Consider the following 19,743-nt stretch of genomic DNA (forward strand, 5'->3'; position numbering starts at 1 on the left):
AAATCTTCTCATGAGTGACTTACCCATTCGCACCCCTGATCGCAAGTGTGAAGTAGCTTGGTTTGCCGCACTTTGCTCCGACGATTACAAATTCCTCGGCATTCCAGATGGCTCCATCCGCTCCAACTTCGAACACTGCGGCGACATCGTCAAAAAAGCCGACGCTCTCGGCTACCAGAATATCCTCCTTCCCTCCGGCTGGATCGCCGGACAGGACGCCTTGGCTTTTGCCGCCGCCATGGCGCCGCTCACCACGCAGATCAATCAGCTCGTCGCCCTGCGCATGGGCGAAGTCTGGCCCCCCATGCTCGCACGGGCGCTCGCCACCGTCGATCACATCGCCAAAGGCCGTCTATGCATCAACATCATCTCCTCTGACATGCCTGGCATCAAGGAGAGCAATGAAGTCCGCTACGCCCGTGCCAGCGAGATCATCCAGATCCTGCAGGGGCTGTGGCGCACCGACGGCCCGTTTGAATGGAAAGGCGACTTCTACAACATCAGCCTGCCCACCACCGAGCCCGCCAAGCCCTACCAGCAAAACGGCGGCCCCCTGCTCTACTTCGGCGGCATCTCGCCTGCAGCCCAGGATTTGTGCGCCAAACACTGTGATGTCTTCCTCATGTGGCCCGAGACGGAGGACCGCATTGCCGAAACCATGCGCGTTATGTCCGAAAAAGCCACCAGCTACGGTCGCAAAATCGACTTCGGCTTCCGTGCCCATGTCATCGTCCGCGAAACCGAAGCCGAGGCCCGCGCCGCAGCAGACCGTCTCATTTCCAAACTCACTGCCGAAAAAGGGGCCGAGATCAAAGCACGTTCCCAAGACAGTCAGAGCGCCGGGGTCAAGCGCCAGGACGAGCTCCGCGCCCAGAGTACCGATCTCTACATCGAGCCCCATCTCTGGAGCGGCATCGGTCTCGCCCGCAGCGGCTGCGCCAGTGCCATTGTCGGCAATCCCGAACAGGTGCTCGCCAAGCTCAACCGCTACATGGACATGGGCATGCGTGCCTTCATCCTCAGCGGCTACCCGCATCTCGAAGAGTGCGACCTCTTCGCCAAGCATGTCCTGCCGCATCTGCCGGCATGCCGCCTGAATGAAGTGCAGGGTCGGCGCGTTCCTGATCCCGTCACACCGCTCACCACCGCTCCTCGCCATTGATATGTCTTCGCCTGTTCGCTTCGCTCTCGCCGGCTTCGGCGCCTGGGGCAAATTCCACGCCCAGTCCATCGCAGGAAATCCTGACGCCCACCTCGTTGCCATTTCCGCGCCTTCAGAAGCCTCACGTGAGGAAGCGCGCAGGCTCTACCCCACGGCGCAGATCTTTGCGGACAGCCTCGAAATGATCGCTCAGTCCGAGTTCGACATCATCGACGTCGTCACCCCCAGCCACACGCACCGAGAGATCGCCCTCGCCGCCATGGCGAAAGGCAAACACATCCTCCTGGAAAAACCCATGGCCATCACCTTGGAAGACTGCAAAGCCATCGTCGCCGGGGCTCAGCAGAACGGCGTCCATCTCGCCGTCGGCCACGAACTGCGCCTTTCCAGCCAGTGGGGCCGCATCAAAGAAATCATCGACGCTGGCACCATCGGCGATCCGCAGTACGTCCTCGTCGAACTCTCCCGCAAACCCTACCGCCAGGGAGCCAGCGGCTGGCGCTATGATCAAAATCGCGTCGGCAGTTGGGTTCTCGAAGAGCCCATCCACTTCTTCGACCTCGCCCGCTGGTACCTCGAAAGCAGCGGCGATCCCGTGGAACTCCACGCCTACGCGAACTCCCGCGATCCCCAGCGGCCAACGCTGTTCGACAACTTCAGCGCCATGTTCAAATACGCCAACGGCAGCTACGCCGTGGTATCGCAAACACTCGCCGCCTTCGAGCACCACCAAACCGTCAAAGTCAGCGGCACCAAGGGCGCGCTCTGGGCCGCTTGGAGCGGCGCGCTTGATCGCACCCTCGAACCCGAATACTTCCTCAAAGTCTTCGACGGTGAAAATCTCGAAACGGTAAAGCTCGAAAAGCATAGCGGCGAAGTCTTTGAACTGCGCGAAGAAATCGCCCAATGCATCGACATGGTACGCACCGGCAAAAAGCCCATCGCATCAGGCATGGACGGTCTCTGGAGCGCCGGCCTTTGCCTCGTGGCAGAGGAATCCATCCGTCAGAACAAACCGCTGCCAGTGGGTGAAATGCTGAAATTTTAGAGAGCCGATTTGAGGGTGGATTTTTGTCTCACGGTCGTTCTAGCAGCCAAAGCCTCGCTCCTTCTCGCCGCCTTTTGCCTGACCCTATCCACCGTTCGCGCAGGTGACCTGCTGCCGCCGATCACCACTGGGCAGCGCGTGGCCACCTGAGGGCACAGCTTTCATGTCTTCACCTACAAGCAGGTGGACGAGATCGCAAAATCTGCCGGGCTGGCGCATCAGCCTGTGGGCCTGTCGAGCATCGGCGGCTCCACGGTGCAGAAGCATTGGGACGTGCCCGAGGAAAAAGCGCCGTAAAGCAGGTGCTGAAAACGGGCAAGGTTGACGTGCTCACCATCTCCCCCATCTGGCTGCCGGACGATGCCATCGAGCAGTTTGTAAAACTCGGCATCGAGCACAATCCCGCGCTGCGCATTACCGTGCAGGAGTTCTGGATGCCGAGTGATGAGTACAACCCCGTCTATCCTCTCGACACAAAAAAGAAGGCCGATCAAAACGCCACCGACATCACCAAACTTCGCGATGCGACCATGCGCTACGCAAAGGACATCGAGGACTATGTCCAGGGCATCAACCAGCGGCTGGGAAAGCAGTCCGTTTTCATCGTACCAGTAAGCATGGCGGCCGTGACATTGCGTGAGAATATCCTCAAAGGCGAAGCACCCGGATTGAAAACCCAGGCCGAACTCTTCCGCGACAACTGGGGCCACGCGCTGGCGCCGCTTCAGATCCTCTCCAGCTACTGCCACTTCGCCGTCATCTATCGCCGCAACCCCGCAGGCCTGCCGGTGCCAAACGCCTTCAAAGCCCTCAAAGACATGAGCGATGAAGACAAGGCAAAGCTCAACAAGCTGCTGCAAGAAATTGCCTGGAACACCATCACTCATCATCCCCTCACCGGTCTGATGAAACCCGTCGCTGCGAAATAAGTGCGGCCAAGGGTGCTTTTGACAGCACTCCTCTTTTCGCGGCGTTATGCAACGTCTGCATGAAAATCCACGCCCTCCTGCTTTCTTCCGCGCTCCTCTCTACTCACCTCATCGCCGCCGACTGGCCAGCCTGGCGCGGCCCCACGATGGATGGTCATGCAGCAGCCGGACAAAAGCTTCCGTTAAAATGGAATGAAGCTGAAAATGTCCTATGGAAGGCCGAGGTTCGTGGTCGTGGCCATGGCTCGCCAACCATCGTGGCAGACCATGTCTATCTCGCCACGGCTGACATGGAGACCGAGGAGCAGCTCGTCCTCTGCTATGACCGCGCCACCGGAAAGAAGAAATGGGAAGCCGTCGTGCATCGCGGCAACCTCAACACCAAAGGCCACAAAATCTCCTCGCAGGCCTCGTCCGATGTCGTGAGCGACGGCGAGCGCTTGTTCGTCAACTTCCTCAACAACGGCGCCATCTTCACCACCGCGCTCGATTTCTCCGGCAAGCAGCTCTGGCAGCGCCGCGTGTGCGACTTCCAGGTGCATCAGGGCTTTGGCTCCTCTCCGGTCATCTATCAGTCTATCGTGCTCGTCTCCGCAGATCATCGCGGCGGCGGCAAAATGTCCGGCCTTAACAAACTCACCGGCGAGATCGTCTGGCAGCAGGACCGCCCGCCCGTGGCGAACTACGCATCCCCCGCGGTCGTCAACGCCGCAGGCAAAACGCAGGCCGTGCTCGCAGGCTGCAACAAGGTGGAAAGCTTTGATCCCCTCACTGGCAAAAAACTCTGGAGCATCGACGGCAGCACCGAAGAAACCGTGGTCACCGCCGTGACCGATGGCAGCCGCATCTTCCTCGGCGGTGGCTATCCGAAAACTCACACGATGGCCGTTGAAGCCGATGGCTCAGGCAAAATCGCCTGGGAGAACGTCACCCGCACCTACGTGCCATCTATGATTGTGAAGAACGGCCATGTCTTCGCCGTGGGTGATGGCGGACGAGCCACCTGCTGGAAGTCCGCCACCGGTGAAGAGCTGTGGTCAGAGAAAGTGGACCGCGAGTTTTATGGCTCCCCCGTCATGGCCGATTCGCGCATCTACGTCACGAGCAAAGGCGGCATCACTTCCGTTTTTGAGGCGACTCCAGAGAAGTTCACCCTGCTTTCGCAAAACCAGCTGGGCGATGAATCCTTCAGCACTCCCGCCATCTGCGACAACCGCATCTACCTTCGCTCCGCCAAGACCAGCCCAACCCGCCAGGAATATCTGTGGTGCGTAGGCGAGGCAGCAAAGTGATTCCCTGATCCACGCCTAAGAGCAAAAAACTTTGACGGGCTCGCCCCTTTCGTTACATACCAACCGGTTTGTATGTCAAAGAAAGCAACCAGCACCAAGCGCGAACGCGATCCTGCCGCTACACGTCAGCGGTTGATCGACGCCACCGTGCGCCTCATGCTGCAGCAGGGCTTCTCCGCCACTTCGGTCGATCAGATCTGCAAAGAAGCAGGCATGACAAAGGGTGGCTTTTTCCACCACTTCGAAAACAAAGAAGCCCTCGGCATCGCAGCCATCGAATGGTGGGGACGCATGGGCACCGCCCTCTACGCCGAATCTTGGCAGGACGCCTTACTCGATCCCTTGGAACAGCTGCACCGCATGTTTGATATCATGATCGGCTTCACGCGGCGCAATGATGATGCCGTCGTCTGCATGGTGGGCATGATGTCCCAGGAGATGTCCGCCACAAACCCGGCGTTTCAGGCAGCATGCGAGAAGGAACTGAAACTCTGGACCGAAAACGTCGCCAAGCTCCTCACCGCCGCCAAGAAACTGCACAAGCCAAAGACCAAATTTGATCCCATTCAAGTAGCGTGGTTCCTCAACAGCCTCTGGCAAGGTTCCATGCTCATCGGCAAAACTTGCCGCTCTCAGGAACTGATTCGTCACAATCTCAAACTCGCCCGCGACTATGTGGACGGTCTGTTTCAGGCCAATGGAACTCCACGTGGCGACTCTGCATAATCGAATCTGCGATGTCTGACGCACCCTCCAGCACGACTGCTAGTGCTCAGTTTGCCACGGAGCATTTCTTCCGGCATGAGTCCGCGCGCCTCGTCGCGACACTGGCTGGTCAGTTCGGCGCGCAGCGGCTGCAGTGGATCGAAGATGTGGTGCAGGAGGCCCTCGTGCGCGCACTACAGACGTGGCCCTATCGCGGTGTGCCGGACAATCCCGCCGCATGGCTGACTCAGACCGCCCGCCATCTGGCGCTGGATCAACTGCGCCGCGAACAGCGCTGGAACGAACGTGAGGAGGGCATCTCGGCAGAGCAGGCACGCTGGATGGCCGTGCCGCTGGAAGCAGCACCGGATGATGCCAACCTGCGAGATGACACCCTGCGGCTGATGTTTGTCTGCTGCCACCCGCAGCTGTCCGCCGAGGCGCAGATCGCCCTCGCACTGCGGACTCTCTGCGGTCTCAGTCCGGCGGAGATCGCGGCGGCGTTCGTCACCAGTGAGGCCGCCATCTCGAAACGGCTCGTACGCGCACGCCAGCGCATCCGCGAGCTGGCGCTGCCCTTTGAACTGCCTGCGGCGCATGAACTGCCGCAGCGCCTTGATGCCGTGCTGACCTCCCTCTATCTGCTCTTCAACGAAGGCTACAAGGCCAGCAGTGGCGAGCACTTGGTACGCTCCGATCTCTGCCATGAGGCGATCCGTCTTACCGAGCTGCTGGCCACCCATCAGCACACCGGCCTGCCGCAGTGCCACGCTCTGCTGGCCCTCATGCTCCTGAGTGCCGCTCGCCTGCCGGCACGCACCGATGATACCGGCGGAATTCTGCGCCTGCATGAACAGGACCGCAGCCTCTGGAATCAGTCTTTCATCCAGCGCGGGCTTCAGCACCTGCAGCACTCCGCACGTGGGGACACCCTCACGGAATATCATCTGGAGGCAGGCATCGCCGCATGCCATAGCACGGCCACCGATCATGGAACCACCGACTGGGCACGCATTCTCATGCTGTATGATCAGCTCGTGCTGCTTACGCCCTCGCCCGTGGTGGCTTTGAATCGCGCAATCGCCGTGGGGCGTGTGCATGGTGCGCAGAGCGGGCTGGAGGCACTTGCAGCCGTACAGGGACTTGATGCCTACCTCTCCCTGCACGCAGCACGCGGTGCATTCGCCGCCGAACTCGGCCAAGCAGAGGCCGCCGCCGCTCACTACCGCAAGGCACTGGCCCTCGCGGCACTGACCTCCGAACGCAGCTTTTTGGAGCGGCAGCTGGCCGCATGTGAAACCGCTGTAGTCAGAAAATAACCCCGCTCAAAAATAATTTTGTTTCGATGTCCTTTTTCGTCTGGCCCGTTCGTCGTCCTTTTGAAACCCCGACAATTCATTCCTAAACGCCCCACGTCCGCCCCTCCCTATGAGCCCTGAAACTTCCCTCCATGACTATCTCGTGATCTCGCGCGGCCATTGGGACAAAGACAAGTCCAAGGAGCAAATCGACACCGCCATCACCGACTTTTATGCGTGGCTGAACCGCCACATCGAGGCAGGCCGTATGCGCCCCGGCAGTCGCCTAGGCACGGACCGCGCCAACGTCTCAAAGGCGGGCGTCACCACCGACGGCCCCTTCGGCGAGGCCAAGGAAGTCGTGGGCGGCTACTGGTTCGTCAGCGCAGGCAGCCTGCGTGAGGCCGCTGATCTGCTCTCCCACAGCCCCACCCTTCCCTGCGGACTCCATTATGAGGTCCGCCCGCTCGATCCCGAACTCTGCACAGCCTCAGACATCACCAACGAAACCCCGCCCGCATGAATCCCCAAAACCCCACTGACGAATACCTGCTGCTCATTCGAGGCACTCACTGGAACCACGGCATGTCTCCCTCTGAACTCCAGCACGTCATGACTGACTTTTACGCCTGGGTTGATCGCCTCGGCAAAACCGGCATCCATCGCGGCGCACAGCCCTTGATGGAGGAGGGCAAGCTGGTCTCCGGCCCCAAGGGAGCAACCGTGACCGACGGCGTCTTTGCCGAGTCAAAGGAAGCCATCGCCGGATACTTCCGCATCGCTGTGGGCAGCATGGATGAAGCCGTCCGCATCGCCCAGGAATGCCCCATCCTCCAATACGGCGCCACCATTGAAGTCCGACCCATTGCCGATCTCTGCCGCCCCATGGCCGAAGTCAAATCCACCTCCCAGTCCTGATCAAAACACACACCAACTCCAACCAACCACCCACCATGAGCACACTCGCCTACCCATCCTTCAGCCCCTACATCACCGTGCACAATGCCGAAGAGGCCATCGCTTTTTATCACGCAGCCTTTGGTGCTAGCGAACGCTTCCGTCTCGCCGATGCCTCGTCCGGCAAGATCGGCCATGCCGAGCTCGATCTCCAAGGCAGCCTGCTCATGCTCTCGGATGAAAATCCCGCCTGGAACAAGTCCCCTCAAACACTCGGCGGCACACCCGTGAAATTCTGCCTCATGGTTGAAAACGCAGATGTCGCCATTGCGAAAGCTGTCGCCGCTGGTGCCACTCCGCTCATGCCAGCCAGCGATCAATTCTACGGCTTCCGCAGCGGCTCCGTGCGCGATCCCTTCGGCCATGAATGGCTGCTCCAGCACGAGATCGAAAAAGTATCTCCCGAAGAAATGCAAAAGCGCTGGGATGCCATGCTCGGAAAATGCCCGTCCTCAAAGGAAGCCGCCAAGTAATCCACTTTCAACCTTCAACACACAACACGCACACCATGATCAAAAAAATTCTCCTCGGCCTCGTCCTCATCATCGCCGTCATCTGCGTCATCGCCTCTTTCCAGTCCGATGACATGAACGTCACCCGTTCCGCCACCACCACCGCCAGCCCTGAGGCAGTCTTCAAAATCGTGAACGACTTTCGCCAGTGGGACTCGTGGTCGCCATGGGCAAAGATTGATCCTAACATGAAGAAGAGCCTCGAAGGCCCGCCCGAAGGTGTCGGCGCCATCTACAAGTGGTCCGGCAACAATGAAGTTGGCGAAGGCAGCACCACATTGGTGGAGAGCAAGCCGAATGAAAAAGTCGGCATGAAGCTGGCCTTTGTGCGTCCCTTTGCCGGCACCAGCGATGTCCAGTTCACCTTCACCCCCGAAGGCACCGGCACCAAGATCACCTGGGCCATGCAGAGCAAGAAACCCTTCATCGGCAAGATCATGGGCATGTTCATGGACTGCGAAAAAATGTGCGGCGACCAGTTCCTAGAAGGACTCGCCAATTTGAAGAAGGTCGCTGAAGCAGCCCCAAAGGCTTGACCTGCAAACTTCGAACAAGGAACCACCATGCTCGACCAGCCCACAGCCCCCATTGTCACTGAGTCCCAGCCCGCCGCCGTGATCCACATCACCGTGCCGCGTGATCAAATTCAGGAAGTGATGGGCCCGGCCATCAACGAAGTCATCGCCGCAACTCAGGCCCAGGGCATCGGTCCCAAAGGACCTGTCTTTGCACATCACTTCGGCATGACACCTGGCATCTTCAATTTTGAAGTCGGCGTGCCCATATCGGGCGCAATGCAGCCAGTGGGGCGGGTTAAGCCCGGTGAAATCCCCGGCACCACCATCGTGCGCACCGTTTACACCGGTCCGTATGAAGGACTCGGCCAGGCCTGGGGAGACTTTCAGGACATCATCGAATCCCAAGGCCACAAGCTGGGACCCAATCTCTGGGAACGCTACCTCTCCGGCCCTGAGTCTAGTCAAGACTCCTCCACCTTCCGCACCGAACTCAATCAAACCATCATACCATGAAAGACCATTCCATTGTTTCTCCCGAAGAATGGCTGACGGCACGCCGTGCCCTGCTGGCCAGGGAAAAAGCCCAGATGGAAGCCAGCGACGAGGTGGCACGCCTACGCCGCGAACTGCCCTGGGTGAAAATCACCAAGCCCTACGTCTTCGACACACCCACCGGCCAGGCAACGCTGGCCGATCTCTTCGACGGCCGCAGCCAGTTGTTTCTCTATCACTTCATGTTTGGCCCCGATTGGGAAGAGGGCTGCACCGGCTGCTCCTTTCTGTGCGATCACGTGGATGGCGCGCGCCAGCACTTTGAACATCACGACCTCTCCTTCGTGGCCGTGTCGCACGGCCCCATCGACAAACTGGAGGCCTATCGCAAACGCATGGGCTGGAAGTTTCGCTGGGTTTCCGCTGCGCACACCGACTTCAACCAGGACTTCCAAGTCTCCTTCCCACCGAAGAGCGTGAAGGACGGCAAGATCACCTACAACTTCACCACCCAGGACTACAGCCCTGATTGCGAAGAACTGCCAGGCTTCAGCGTCTTCTACAAGGACGCGGAAGGGCAGATCTACCATACCTACTCCTCCTTCAGCCGTGGCGGCGAGGTCCTGCTGGGCGCCTATCAGTTCATCGATCAGACGCCGAAGGGCCGCATGGAGAATGTGAATGGCAATCTCATGGACTGGGTGAAGCGCCACGACCGCTATGAAAACGACGGCCGCACCACCGGCAAAGAATGCTGCGGCTGCAGCGCCACCCCCAAAGCCGCATGAATACCACAGCCTGCCATTGCTCCTTCGGGAAAAAGCTGCGCGCTGTGAAACACTGCGCCGGCTGGTTCATCCCCGGAGTCATGCTGGCTCTCCTTCCCAAGTGCCCGCTATGCCTCGCTGCATGGCTCAGCCTCATGCTTGGCATCGGTATATCGGTCACCACTGCCACCGTGTTGCATGCCACGCTCATCATCCTCTGCCTGCCTCTCTGCATCCTCTGCCTCGTTCGCCACTTCGACGTTTTTCGCAAATCCAGCATCTAGTCTCTTGCATCCATCCTCCATCTCACCATGCCACTCCCCACCCCCATCGAATCCCCCCTCTCCGAACGAGAACTTGTCCTCGTGCGCGAGACCGACATTCCCGCCGCGAAACTCTACGCTGGATGGACACAGCCTGACCTCGTCGTCCAATGGTTCACCCCCAAGCCCTGGACCACCACGGCTTGCGAGATCGACCTCCGTCCCGGCGGCACCTGCAAAACCACCATGCGCAGCCCGGAAGGCCAGGAGTTCCCCAATGTCGGCGTCTATCTCGAAGTCGTGCCAAACGAAAAACTCGTCTTCACCGACGGCTATCTGCCAAACTGGGAGCCCAATCCCAATCTCTTCTTCACCGCCATTCTCACTTGGGAAACCCTGCCCAATGGCAAAACTCGCTACACGGCCCGCGCCCGCCACTGGACCAAGGAGGCCTGCGAAAAGCACGCCGCCATGGGCTTCATGGACGGCTGGGGCAAGGCATTTGATCAACTCGTTGAACTCATGAGCAAGTAACACTTCAACCCACTGCCCTACCATGTCCCGCGTCAGCACCTACCTCAATTTCCCGCGCAACACCGAAGAAGCCTTCGCCTTCTACAAGTCGGTTTTCAAAACCGAATACGTCGGTCACATCGCCCGCTTCGGTGATATTCCTGCCAGCCCGGACTGCCCGCCCGCCGCTGAGGCCGACAAGAACCTCGTCATGCACATAGCCCTGCCCACCCTCGGCGACCACGTCCTCATGGGCACCGATTCCCCCGAGTCGATGGGCTTCAAGTGCACCCCAGGCAACAATGTGCACATCAATCTCGAACCCGACACCCGCGAAGAAGCGGACCGTCTCTTCACCGCCCTCTCAGCAGGCGGCAAAGTCGAAATGCCCATCCAGGACATGCTCTGGGGCGCCTACTTCGGCTCCTTCTCAGACAAGTTCGGCATCCACTGGATGATCAATTGCATGCAACCCAAAGCCTGACCACCCCTATGTCCCAGCCCTACATCCACCCCTACCTCTTCTTCGGCGGCCGCTGCGAGGAGGCCCTCGAGTTTTACAAATCCGCCATCGGTGCCGAAGTGCAGATGCTTCTGCGCTACAGCGACAGCCCCGATCCAATGCCGCCCGACACCCTGCCTGCCGGCTATGAAAACAAAGTCATGCATGCCAGCTTCAAGGTCGGTGGCAGCGTGATCCTGGCCTCCGATGGCTGCGGTGGTGAAGAGAGCAAAGGCTTTCGCGCTTTCTCCCTTTCTCTCGCTTTGCCCACCGAAGCCGAGACAGAGCGTGCCTTCAATGCGCTTGCTGAAGGCGGTGCCGTCAACATGCCCCTCGGCAAGACCTTCTGGTCATCTCGCTTCGGCATGCTGCAGGACAAGTTTGGCATGGGCTGGATGGTCACCGTGGCTCCCAGTGCAGAATCAAAGCCTGCTTGACCTCACCCCTTAAATCCATGCAAAAAATCAGCCCTTTTCTGTGGTTCAATGACAACGCCGAAGCGGCGGTGGACTTCTACATCTCCATCTTTCAAGACGGCAAAATCCTGCGCAAGGCCCGTTACGCCGAGGTGCCGGCCGAAGACAGACCGCCATGCCCGCCCGTGGGCACCGTGATGACCGTGGAGTTTGAACTCTTCGGCCAGAACTACACCGCCTTGAATGGCGGCCCCATCTTCAAATTCAATGAGGCCATCTCCTTCGTGGTATCGTGTGACACCCAGGAGGAAGTGGACCGCTACTGGGACGCTCTCACCGCCGATGGCGGCAAGCCCGTGCAATGCGGCTGGCTGCAGGACAAATTCGGTGTGTCCTGGCAGATCGTTCCCACGGTGCTGGCAGACCTCATGGCCTCCAGCGATCATGCCCTCTGCTCCCGCGTCACCCAGGCCATGCTGAAAATGATCAAGCTCGATATCGCAACACTCCAGCAAGCCGCTGCTTCCAAGTAAAACCGTCATTCATTCCCATGAGTCAGTCTCCAGACCATTCCACCGAAATCATCAGCACCCGCATCTTCCCTGCAAGTCGCGACCGCATCTACACCGCCTTCAGCGATCCCAACCAACTCGCCCAATGGTGGGGCCCCAAGGGCTTCACCAACACCTTCGATGAATTCGACCTCCGCCCCGGTGGCGACTGGAAATTCACCATGCACGGCCCCGATGGCAAGGACTACGCCAATCACACTCGCTTCATCGAAATCGTCCCAGACGAGCGCATCGTCTATGAACACGTCGCCCCACACTTCCGCATGACCATCACCCTCGCCGATGCAGGAACCGGCACACACATGACCTGGTGCATGCAGTTTGAAACCGCCGAAATCTGCGAACGCTTCAAACCGATCTGCGTCCCGGCCAACGAAGAAAACTTTGATCGACTCGCCGCCCATCTCGGATAGGGCGGACTCACCCCATGAATGCCCGCTAAAAATTAAATACAGCCTCAAACATTCCCGATTCGTACAGTTCGCAATCCCCTCTCCACACATGAAATACGCCCCCCTAGTCGCATCCATCCTCCTCGGACTTCTGTTCATCATGAGCGCCTGCATGGTCCTGTTCAATCTCGCGCCCATGCCAGAGCTTCCGAAGGACACTCCCATCTTCCACTTCATGGCTGCCTTTGGCCCCACGGGTTACATGAAGTTTGTGAAGGTGTTTGAACTCATTGGAGGCATTCTCCTCCTCGTTCCCAAGACACGGAATCTCGGCCTCCTCTGCCTCGGCCCCATCATCCTGAACATCCTCGCCTTCCATCATTTCGTCGCAGGCGATGGCATCTTCCAGCCAATGCTCATCGGCATCTCCCTTCTCGCTCTTTTTCTGCTCTGGTCCGAACGCAAGGCCTGGGCAGGGCTGCTGCGTTGATCAGCGGACAGATGAAAGGTTGGGTGGTCTTGGACGGTTCACAGCTGCGTCCAACCAGCCACCATGACCACCCGCCGCACATTCATTACCACCACCGCGTTGACCGCCGCCACGCATGCGTTTGCGGCGCCAAAAGACAACGACATCAAGATCGCCCTCATCGGCTGCGGCGGGCGCGGCACCGGGGCCTGCAATCAGGCGCTCTCCGCAGGGTCCACCATCAAGCTGGTGGCGGTGGTTGATCCTTTGGAAGGCAAGGCCCAGGCGGCGCTGGATATTCTCAAAGCGAAGCACGAAGGCCAGGTCGATGTGCCACCAGATCAGGTGTTCACAAACTTCGAGGACTACGCGAAGGCCTTCGCCCTCGCAGACGTCGTTCTCATCACCACTCCTCCCGGCCCGCGCCCCTTTCTCTTTGAGCAGGCCGTGAAGGCCGGCAAACACGTCTTCATGGAGAAACCCGTCGCAGTGGATGCCGCTGGCGTACGCCGTGTGCTGGCCGCCTCGGAGGAGGCGAAGAAAAAGAATCTCAATGTCTGCGTGGGCTTTCAGCGCCGCTATCAGCCCAGCTATATGGACATGATCGACCGCATTCATGCAGGTGAAATCGGCGACCTCGTCTTTGGCCGAGTCTATTGGAATGGCACCTCGCGCCCGGGCTTTGTGCGCGAACCCAAGGAGAGCGAAATGCACTACCAGATCCGCAACTGGTACTTCTTCACCTGGATGAGCGGTGATCACATCCTGGAACAGCACTGCCACAATCTCGACGTGGCCAACTGGGTGATGAAGGGCGTCATGCCCATCAAAGCCGTGGGCCAGGGCGGACGTCAGGTGCGCCGTGCCCGGGAAAACGGCACCATCTTTGACCACCACACCGTCGAGTTCGAATACGAAAGAGGCATGCGCATCCTCAGCCAGTGCTGCCAGATTGGCGGCAAATGCGCACGCGATGTCAGCGAGCACTTCCACGGCACCAAGGGCGCGGCCGATCTGGCGAATGGCGGCAAGTTCCTCATCAACGGCCAGCCACCCGGCGGCAAACGTCTGCGCAACAAGGAAGACCCCTATCAGCTCGAACACGATGCCCTGTTTGAAAACATCCGCACCGGCCAAGTCCGCAACGATGCAGACTACGCGGCGCACAGCACCATGATGGGCGTCATGGGCCGCATGGCCAGCTACACCGGCCAGGTCATCACCTGGGAGCAGGCCATGAATTCACAGGAAGCCCTCGTCCCCGACAATATCACCTGGGCCACCGAACCGCCCGTGAAGCCAGACGAGGAAGGCTGGTATCCCGTGGCCATTCCAGGAACGACGATGCCGCTGTGAGTTCACCCCTCATGCCAATGCCCGCATCCCATGCGCAGCCCGGGCCTGCAGGCACTTCTCATCCCCAATCTCCACAGTTCGGCAAGGCGTCGTTCGTTGCTCATAGATGAGACATGAAACACACGAGCCCACCTCGCCCTCCAGGTTCACACAGCGCACCGGCTTCACTTCTGTTCCTCGAAAACAAACTTGCCACGGACTCACCTGCACCAGCATGCTTTCATCCAGACCACGCTGCGCCGCCTCCTGCCAGTAGAAGGAGACGCGGTAGTGCGCACAGCACGCCCCACAGCTCTGACAGGGTGATGGATCAAGATTCATGGCAGGAGTCCCTCCCATAACACTTTTCCGCATTTCAGCTTCGACATTTCTTCAGCCTTCAGATTGACTCATTTCACCATGCCCTCCGCGTCCCCCAAATGGTATTCCACCGTCACCCGCTACCAGTGGCTGGTGCTGCTCGTCGCTTCACTCGGCTGGGTCTTCGATGCGTTTGAAGGGCAGATCTACAATCTGACGCGGGCAGACATGCTGCCGGAACTGCTGCATGTGAAGGCCGACGATCCTCTCGTTAAAATATGGGGAGAGCGCTTTCTCGGCATCTTCCTTCTCGGCGGCACCTTTGGCGGACTGCTCTTCAGTTCGCTCGCTGATAAATGGGGGCGCAATCCCGTAATGGCCCTGACGATCTTGTTCTACTCGGTATTCTCCGGCATCACCGCCTTTGCCGGTGAGATTTGGGAAGTCGGAGTACTGCGCTTCCTTGTGGCCATGGGCGTGGGCGGCGAATGGGCCGTGGGCGCAGCATTGGTGGCAGAAGTGTTTCCCAAAGAAGCACGGGAGCGCGCGGGCGGCATTTTTCACGCCACCAGTGTGGCAGGCCTGTGGCTCGCCGCCGCCGCCGGCCTGTGGGTCGGCACCCAGTGGCGCACCGCCTACATGCTCGGCGTCGTCCCCGCCCTGCTGGTGCTGTGGGTACGCCTGAGCATCAAGGAGCCCGAAGCATGGAAGGAGGCGCGGCAGTCCAAGCCCAAACGCATGGGCAGTTTCAGCGAACTGCTGGGCACACCGCGCTGGCGCTCGCGTGCCATCTTTGGCGCGCTGCTCGCCATGGTCGGTCTCGCCACATTCTGGGGCGTGGTGGTCGCAGGGCAGGACATCGCCGCTGATTTTCTCAAGCGTGCAGGAGATCCCGCTTGGGCCAGCAAATCCAAGATCGCCTTTGGCTTCATTCAAACGGCAGGCGCAGGCGCAGGCATGCTGGCCTTTGGTCCTCTAAGTGCACGCTGGGGCTGCAAGAAAACCTTTGTCATCATGCACCTCGCCGCACTGGCCATGACGCCCATCGTTTGCTGGCTCCCATCCTACGTCGGCAGCTACACGCTTCTGCTCCTGCTGCTGCCGGTGTTCGGTTTCTTTGCCCAAGGCATCCATGCTGGCTACGCAGCGTTTTTCCCGGCGCTGTTTCCCACCCATCTGCGCGCCACGGGTTCCGGCTTCTGTTTCAATACGGGCCGCCTGCTCGCTGCGCCCGTGCTCATCTGGCTCAGCGCCTGGATGAAATCCACGATGGACCTGCGCACCGCCATCACCTGCCTCGGCGGCTTTTTTCTCCTCGGCCTGATTTTCCTCACTTGTCTGCCGGAGACACAAGGAGAAGATTTGCCAGAGTAACACGCGCCATGCCCACGGTCCAATTCACCGCCAATCTCGCGAGTCAGACCGCAGCACCTGCAAGCAAGGTGGAAGGAATCACGGTTCGCGAGGCATTGCACGCCGTGTTCACACAACATCCCACGCTGCGCAGCTACGTGCTGGATGACCAAGGAGCCGTGAGGCAGCATGTGGTCGTGTTTGTTGATGGCACGGCCATCACAGACCGGCAGAAGCAGGCGGATGCCGTGCGGCCGGACTCGGAAATCTTTGTGATGCAGGCACTCTCAGGAGGATGAAATCATGAGCACGAAACTCTACCTCGGCACCCGCAAAGGACTCATCGAAGCAGAACGCAGCGCCACAGGCTGGCACATCACCCGCAATTCGTTTCTCGGCGTGCAGGTGCCCATGCTGCTGCCGGATGCACGCGACGGCACGCTCTACGCCGCCGTGGAGCACGGGCATTTCGGCACCAAATTTCATGCCTCTCACGATGCAGGCGCGAGCTGGGAGGAGCGCGCCTGCCCAGCCTTCCCGCCCAAGCCGGAGGCCACGCCAGACGTGGTCAATTTCGTGAGCCAGCAGACCATCCCATGGGACCTGAAAAAAGTCTGGGCACTGGAAGCCGGAGCTGCGCCAGGCGAGTTGTGGTGCGGCACACTGCCCGGCGGCTTGTTTCACTCACCCGATGGCGGCGCCTCATGGCAGCTCGTCGAAAGCCTGTGGAATGATCCCGGACGTGCCAAATGGATGGGCGGCGGTGCAGATTGGCCCGGTATTCACACCATCCTCGTTGATCCCCGCAACCGCCACCGCCTGCTCATCGCCGTCTCCTGCGGCGGCGTGTGGGAGTCCACCGACAACGGCTCAAGTTGGACCAACATCGGCACCGGCATTCGTGCGGAATACGTACCGCCAGAACTGGTCTATGATCCCGGCATTCAAGATCCGCACCGCATCGCCTGGAGCGCTGCGGATCCTGACACGATCTGGATGCAGCATCACAACGGCATCTTCCACTCCACTGATGGCGGTAAAAACTGGCGCGAGATCCTGAATGACAACCCCTCCAATTTCGGTTTCGCCGTAGCCATGCATCCTCAGGACCCGCAAACCGCGTGGTTTGTGCCCGGCATCAAAGACGAAGTCCGCGTGGCTTGCGACGGTGCCCTCTGCGTGATGCGTACTCGAGACGGTGGCCAGACCTTTGAACCACTGCGTCATGGCCTGCCACAGGAGCATGCGTATCATCTGGTCTATCGCCACTGCCTCGATGTCACCGGCGATGGCCGAACCCTCGCCTTCGGCAGCACCACAGGCTCCGTCTGGATCAGCGAAAACGGCGGCGACTCATGGGACCGGCTCAGCGCGGATCTGCCGCCGGTGTACTGCGTGAGGTTTGGCTGAGGGCGGATCAAGCCATCACGATTTTTTCATACTTCAGCCGACCTGATCCTGAGCCTTCGACGAGCGTGGCGTGCAGCGGCCCGTCCATGTTCTGCCCCACGTTTATGACGTTCGTCGCACCGATTTGATCCTGCCAAACACCACGTCGGATCGACGTGGTGTGGTCGTGGCCGCAGACGACGAGTTCTGGCTGCTGCTCCTCGATGGCATCCCGCCACCAGGCATTGCCTTCAACGGGTGAACCTGCCTCCGAGATTTGTGTTCTCGTCGGCGGCTCGTGCATGATCCAAAGCCGCTTCGCCTCGTCGCCATGATCGGCAAGCAGGTGCTTGAACCAGAATTGGTAGTGTTTACCTCCAAGTGGTTCACCTTCGCTGAACGGCTGCTGATACCCCATGAAACATGGAAATCCCACCAAGCCAACACCTCCGATCATGGCAAAGCTTCCATTCAAACGCGCTGGAGTGGAAGTGCGCAGCGACTTCCACGCATCCCGAAACTCGAACCAGTTCTCATCCTCGTGATTACCGCGCACAAACAATAGCGGTGCTTCAATCGCGTGGAGTTCCACAGCGCATTGCATAGGTATGAGCTGTGGGGGTTCCCCATATGGCGACAGACCTGTATGATGCAGAAAATCACCGCCCAGGATGACCGCGTCCGGCTTGATCTCAGCGGCCAGCTTCAACAGCGCTGCATAGAGAACGGCACGCTGATGAAGATCCGTGGCGATGAGAATTCGCGACATGGTTCCATTCATCACCCGGCTTTGACGCGGCGCAAGAGATCCCCGCTAAGAGTATCCAGACGCTGGCGGTCCCTGAGAAAGATAATCGGCGAACGACTGGCCACGGCCAGCGCCGCCAGTTCTGGCTCGGTGAGTTTTTCAACCGGCTTACCGTGAAGGCGCAAGGACAGATGATGAATGCCCGTCTGGCCCGCTCCATCGTTCAGACATGCGCAGTAGAGCAGGTCTCGCTCTGCCTCGGACAAATGCCAGTATAGAGACCAGCTCCAAAAAAGCGTCCTTGTATGCCAGTGCAAAGCATCGGTTTCACTCAGGCCATATCTCACAAGCAAATACCGGGCGGTGAAATGATTCGGCAAGCCGCCTCCCGCATGCAAGCACTGAATCAGAAAACGCGGCAGCGTAGGCGTCACCTCTTTTTGCACCTCAATCATCTGCCGGATCTTCGATAATTGAGGCCGAAATGACGCCACGTCTGAGCGCAGAAACACCAGGCCTACGCCAGCCATCAACAGCCCGATGCTCATCATCGGGATCAGCACGAGCAGCCGCAGGATGCGCCGCCTACTGAGGGCAGATTGGATTGGCGCTGTCTGCTGGCTGCTCATGATTGTCTGGGCCAAGGCACGAAGATTCTCGGCTGACTCAGTCTTCTCTAAATGGCATCCCTTCCAAGGCCAGTCGTGTGAAATGGATGTGAAAATGGCATGCCTACCAGCCATCTCTCCCGTTTCATTCTTTACCCTTCGAAGCCTTCGCCTGCTCCCACTCAATCGTTCCCAGCGCCTGAATCGCCGCCAGAAAATCAGGGTCTTTCGTGTCATTGGCAACGATGCTGATCGTGCCGAGAATATCCGGCACGGGGGCCACGAAGGCCGTTGAGACGGCTTTGGCTTTACCCGCTTCAGCGGGATCGTCAGCGGGGGAAGTGTCCGTGTATTCAGCGTGGCACCCGACACCCTGCTTGAGCTTGATTTCCTGCATCTGCCCCTCCCCTTCCACCGAACCGGCTGCTGCAAACCGCTGGGCCGTTTGCTGGATGTCGTTCAGGGTCTTGTAGCGCACTGAGCTATTGAAGAAGGTCATCTGCCAGCTCTTACTGGGGTCATTGATGGAAAAAAACGACAGCGTATGCTGCTCCCCGGTTCCGAGGCCTTGGGTCACACAATGGTTCCCGACCCGCCATGTCGAAGGCACATCAATCTGCACCCGGCCCATGCTGCCCAGATCAAACTGCTGCCCCGGCCCCTTGAACCTGGAAAAGGTGCAGTAAAAGAGAGATTCCCCCAGTTTCTTCAGCATCTGCCTGTCGTCGTTCGTCGGTGAGATGACCGACGCGTGCACATCCACCCATTTGCCCAGCAGTTCGAAGTAGCAGTTGATATGGGCCTGGGTCGATTCCTCTCCCTGGCTCTCATCCTTGGTCACAGACTCCACGCATTCGCACATGGGCGTGCTCCATTGCTTGACGCTGTCCTGCTGAATCATCGGGTTCTGGCTGGCCAGCTTCCAGAAGTGATCGCGGCAGGCTTTGCTGTCTCCCCCCTTGCCAGCCGGTGCGCCTACAAAAGCTGAGACATTGAACCGCCCTGCATTGCCCCGATAGGTCAGCCCTTCAGCCTTGAACTCCTGACTTTCCACGGCAAGCACTGGCCCCTCAAACTTGATCTGCCAGCCCTGACCCACCACGGGTATGGTCAGGATTTCGGCATGCAGGACTGCGCAGCCAAACACACTGACCAGCAGCCCTGTGATGACATGCCTCATGC

Annotated in this window: 27 protein-coding genes; 23 read left to right on the forward strand and 4 right to left on the reverse strand. The window is 59.3% G+C overall.

Annotation, left to right across the window (positions count from 1 at the left end; all coding sequences use genetic code 11):
* Positions 1–10 precede the first annotated feature (10 nt).
* The 20 genes from AC24GY_RS11265 (at position 11) to AC24GY_RS11360 (ending at position 14,163) form a co-directional block, all read left to right on the forward strand.
* Positions 11–1,162, forward strand: coding sequence for an LLM class flavin-dependent oxidoreductase (locus tag AC24GY_RS11265; RefSeq protein ID WP_422322955.1), 1,152 nt, complete (start codon positions 11–13; stop codon positions 1,160–1,162).
* 1 nt (position 1,163) lies between these two features.
* A complete protein-coding gene (locus AC24GY_RS11270) occupies positions 1,164–2,210 on the forward strand; it encodes a Gfo/Idh/MocA family protein (RefSeq protein WP_487682861.1) in 1,047 nt (348 codons plus the stop codon).
* 326 nt (positions 2,211–2,536) lie between these two features.
* Complete coding sequence (locus AC24GY_RS11275; protein ID WP_487682863.1) at positions 2,537–3,139, forward strand: hypothetical protein; 603 nt, start codon at positions 2,537–2,539, stop codon at positions 3,137–3,139.
* A gap of 59 nt (positions 3,140–3,198) precedes the next feature.
* Positions 3,199–4,431 carry an outer membrane protein assembly factor BamB family protein gene (locus AC24GY_RS11280; protein ID WP_487682865.1) on the forward strand — a complete coding sequence of 411 codons (1,233 nt, stop codon included), beginning with the start codon at positions 3,199–3,201 and terminating at the stop codon, positions 4,429–4,431.
* Positions 4,432–4,503: 72 nt separating this feature from the next.
* On the forward strand, positions 4,504–5,157 hold the full coding sequence (locus tag AC24GY_RS11285) for a TetR/AcrR family transcriptional regulator (protein ID WP_487682867.1): 654 nt from the start codon (positions 4,504–4,506) through the stop codon (positions 5,155–5,157).
* Positions 5,158–5,168: 11 nt separating this feature from the next.
* Complete coding sequence (locus tag AC24GY_RS11290) at positions 5,169–6,455, forward strand: RNA polymerase sigma factor (protein WP_487682869.1); 1,287 nt, start codon at positions 5,169–5,171, stop codon at positions 6,453–6,455.
* Between the two features lie 109 nt (positions 6,456–6,564).
* Positions 6,565–6,957: a YciI family protein gene (locus AC24GY_RS11295; RefSeq protein WP_487682871.1), complete on the forward strand. Its 393-nt coding sequence runs from the start codon at positions 6,565–6,567 to the stop codon at positions 6,955–6,957.
* Complete coding sequence (locus AC24GY_RS11300) at positions 6,954–7,352, forward strand: YciI family protein (RefSeq protein WP_487682873.1); 399 nt, start codon at positions 6,954–6,956, stop codon at positions 7,350–7,352. The genes AC24GY_RS11295 and AC24GY_RS11300 overlap by 4 nt, the downstream gene beginning before the upstream one ends.
* Positions 7,353–7,387: 35 nt before the next feature.
* The gene (locus tag AC24GY_RS11305; RefSeq protein WP_487682875.1) at positions 7,388–7,864 is read left to right on the forward strand and encodes a VOC family protein; all 477 of its coding nucleotides are present in this window, start codon (positions 7,388–7,390) and stop codon (positions 7,862–7,864) included.
* 35 nt (positions 7,865–7,899) lie between these two features.
* The gene (locus tag AC24GY_RS11310; protein ID WP_487682877.1) at positions 7,900–8,439 is read left to right on the forward strand and encodes an SRPBCC family protein; all 540 of its coding nucleotides are present in this window, start codon (positions 7,900–7,902) and stop codon (positions 8,437–8,439) included.
* Between the two features lie 27 nt (positions 8,440–8,466).
* Positions 8,467–8,934: a GyrI-like domain-containing protein gene (locus AC24GY_RS11315; RefSeq protein WP_487682879.1), complete on the forward strand. Its 468-nt coding sequence runs from the start codon at positions 8,467–8,469 to the stop codon at positions 8,932–8,934.
* Complete coding sequence (locus AC24GY_RS11320; protein WP_487682881.1) at positions 8,931–9,701, forward strand: DUF899 domain-containing protein; 771 nt, start codon at positions 8,931–8,933, stop codon at positions 9,699–9,701. Before AC24GY_RS11315 ends, AC24GY_RS11320 begins: the two co-directional genes overlap by 4 nt.
* On the forward strand, positions 9,698–9,964 hold the full coding sequence (locus AC24GY_RS11325; RefSeq protein WP_487682883.1) for a hypothetical protein: 267 nt from the start codon (positions 9,698–9,700) through the stop codon (positions 9,962–9,964). The genes AC24GY_RS11320 and AC24GY_RS11325 overlap by 4 nt, the downstream gene beginning before the upstream one ends.
* 27 nt (positions 9,965–9,991) lie before the next feature.
* Positions 9,992–10,477, forward strand: a complete 486-nt coding sequence (locus AC24GY_RS11330) for an SRPBCC family protein (RefSeq protein ID WP_487682885.1) — start codon at positions 9,992–9,994, stop codon at positions 10,475–10,477.
* A gap of 22 nt (positions 10,478–10,499) precedes the next feature.
* Positions 10,500–10,940 carry a VOC family protein gene (locus tag AC24GY_RS11335; protein ID WP_487682887.1) on the forward strand — a complete coding sequence of 147 codons (441 nt, stop codon included), beginning with the start codon at positions 10,500–10,502 and terminating at the stop codon, positions 10,938–10,940.
* Between the two features lie 8 nt (positions 10,941–10,948).
* Entirely contained in the window at positions 10,949–11,395 is a 447-nt protein-coding gene (locus AC24GY_RS11340; protein WP_487682889.1) for a VOC family protein, read from the forward strand.
* Between the two features lie 17 nt (positions 11,396–11,412).
* A complete protein-coding gene (locus AC24GY_RS11345) occupies positions 11,413–11,907 on the forward strand; it encodes a VOC family protein (protein ID WP_487682891.1) in 495 nt (164 codons plus the stop codon).
* Between the two features lie 17 nt (positions 11,908–11,924).
* Positions 11,925–12,359, forward strand: a complete 435-nt coding sequence (locus tag AC24GY_RS11350; protein WP_487682893.1) for an SRPBCC family protein — start codon at positions 11,925–11,927, stop codon at positions 12,357–12,359.
* A gap of 88 nt (positions 12,360–12,447) precedes the next feature.
* The gene (locus AC24GY_RS11355; protein WP_487682895.1) at positions 12,448–12,828 is read left to right on the forward strand and encodes a hypothetical protein; all 381 of its coding nucleotides are present in this window, start codon (positions 12,448–12,450) and stop codon (positions 12,826–12,828) included.
* 63 nt (positions 12,829–12,891) lie between these two features.
* Complete coding sequence (locus AC24GY_RS11360; protein WP_487682897.1) at positions 12,892–14,163, forward strand: Gfo/Idh/MocA family protein; 1,272 nt, start codon at positions 12,892–12,894, stop codon at positions 14,161–14,163.
* Positions 14,164–14,172: 9 nt separating this feature from the next.
* Here AC24GY_RS11360 and AC24GY_RS11365 read toward each other — a convergent pair whose 3' ends face one another.
* A complete protein-coding gene (locus tag AC24GY_RS11365) occupies positions 14,173–14,517 on the reverse strand; it encodes a YkgJ family cysteine cluster protein (protein WP_487682899.1) in 345 nt (114 codons plus the stop codon).
* Between the two features lie 45 nt (positions 14,518–14,562).
* Between AC24GY_RS11365 and AC24GY_RS11370 the strand changes: the two genes are divergently transcribed.
* From AC24GY_RS11370 to AC24GY_RS11380, 3 genes are read left to right on the forward strand one after another with little or no spacing between them, the layout of a single operon-like run.
* Positions 14,563–15,837 (forward strand): MFS transporter, encoded by a 1,275-nt coding sequence (locus AC24GY_RS11370; protein ID WP_487682901.1) that lies wholly within the window; start codon positions 14,563–14,565, stop codon positions 15,835–15,837.
* A gap of 8 nt (positions 15,838–15,845) precedes the next feature.
* A complete protein-coding gene (locus AC24GY_RS11375; RefSeq protein ID WP_487682903.1) occupies positions 15,846–16,115 on the forward strand; it encodes a MoaD/ThiS family protein in 270 nt (89 codons plus the stop codon).
* Between the two features lie 4 nt (positions 16,116–16,119).
* Positions 16,120–17,226, forward strand: coding sequence for a WD40/YVTN/BNR-like repeat-containing protein (locus tag AC24GY_RS11380; protein ID WP_487682905.1), 1,107 nt, complete (start codon positions 16,120–16,122; stop codon positions 17,224–17,226).
* Positions 17,227–17,233: 7 nt separating this feature from the next.
* Here the strand turns inward: AC24GY_RS11380 and AC24GY_RS11385 are convergent, their stop codons facing one another.
* The 3 genes from AC24GY_RS11385 to AC24GY_RS11395 all read right to left on the reverse strand — a co-directional run bounded on the left by AC24GY_RS11385 (position 17,234) and on the right by AC24GY_RS11395 (position 19,741).
* Positions 17,234–17,974, reverse strand: coding sequence for a metallophosphoesterase family protein (locus tag AC24GY_RS11385; RefSeq protein WP_487682906.1), 741 nt, complete (start codon positions 17,972–17,974; stop codon positions 17,234–17,236).
* Positions 17,975–17,985: 11 nt separating this feature from the next.
* The gene (locus tag AC24GY_RS11390) at positions 17,986–18,582 is read right to left on the reverse strand and encodes a hypothetical protein (protein WP_487682908.1); all 597 of its coding nucleotides are present in this window, start codon (positions 18,580–18,582) and stop codon (positions 17,986–17,988) included.
* A 124-nt stretch (positions 18,583–18,706) separates the two neighbouring features.
* Positions 18,707–19,741 carry a hypothetical protein gene (locus AC24GY_RS11395; protein WP_487682910.1) on the reverse strand — a complete coding sequence of 345 codons (1,035 nt, stop codon included), beginning with the start codon at positions 19,739–19,741 and terminating at the stop codon, positions 18,707–18,709.
* Between the last annotated feature and the right edge of the window lie 2 nt (positions 19,742–19,743).

It is taken from the genome of Prosthecobacter sp. Pr1 (assembly GCF_057652315.1).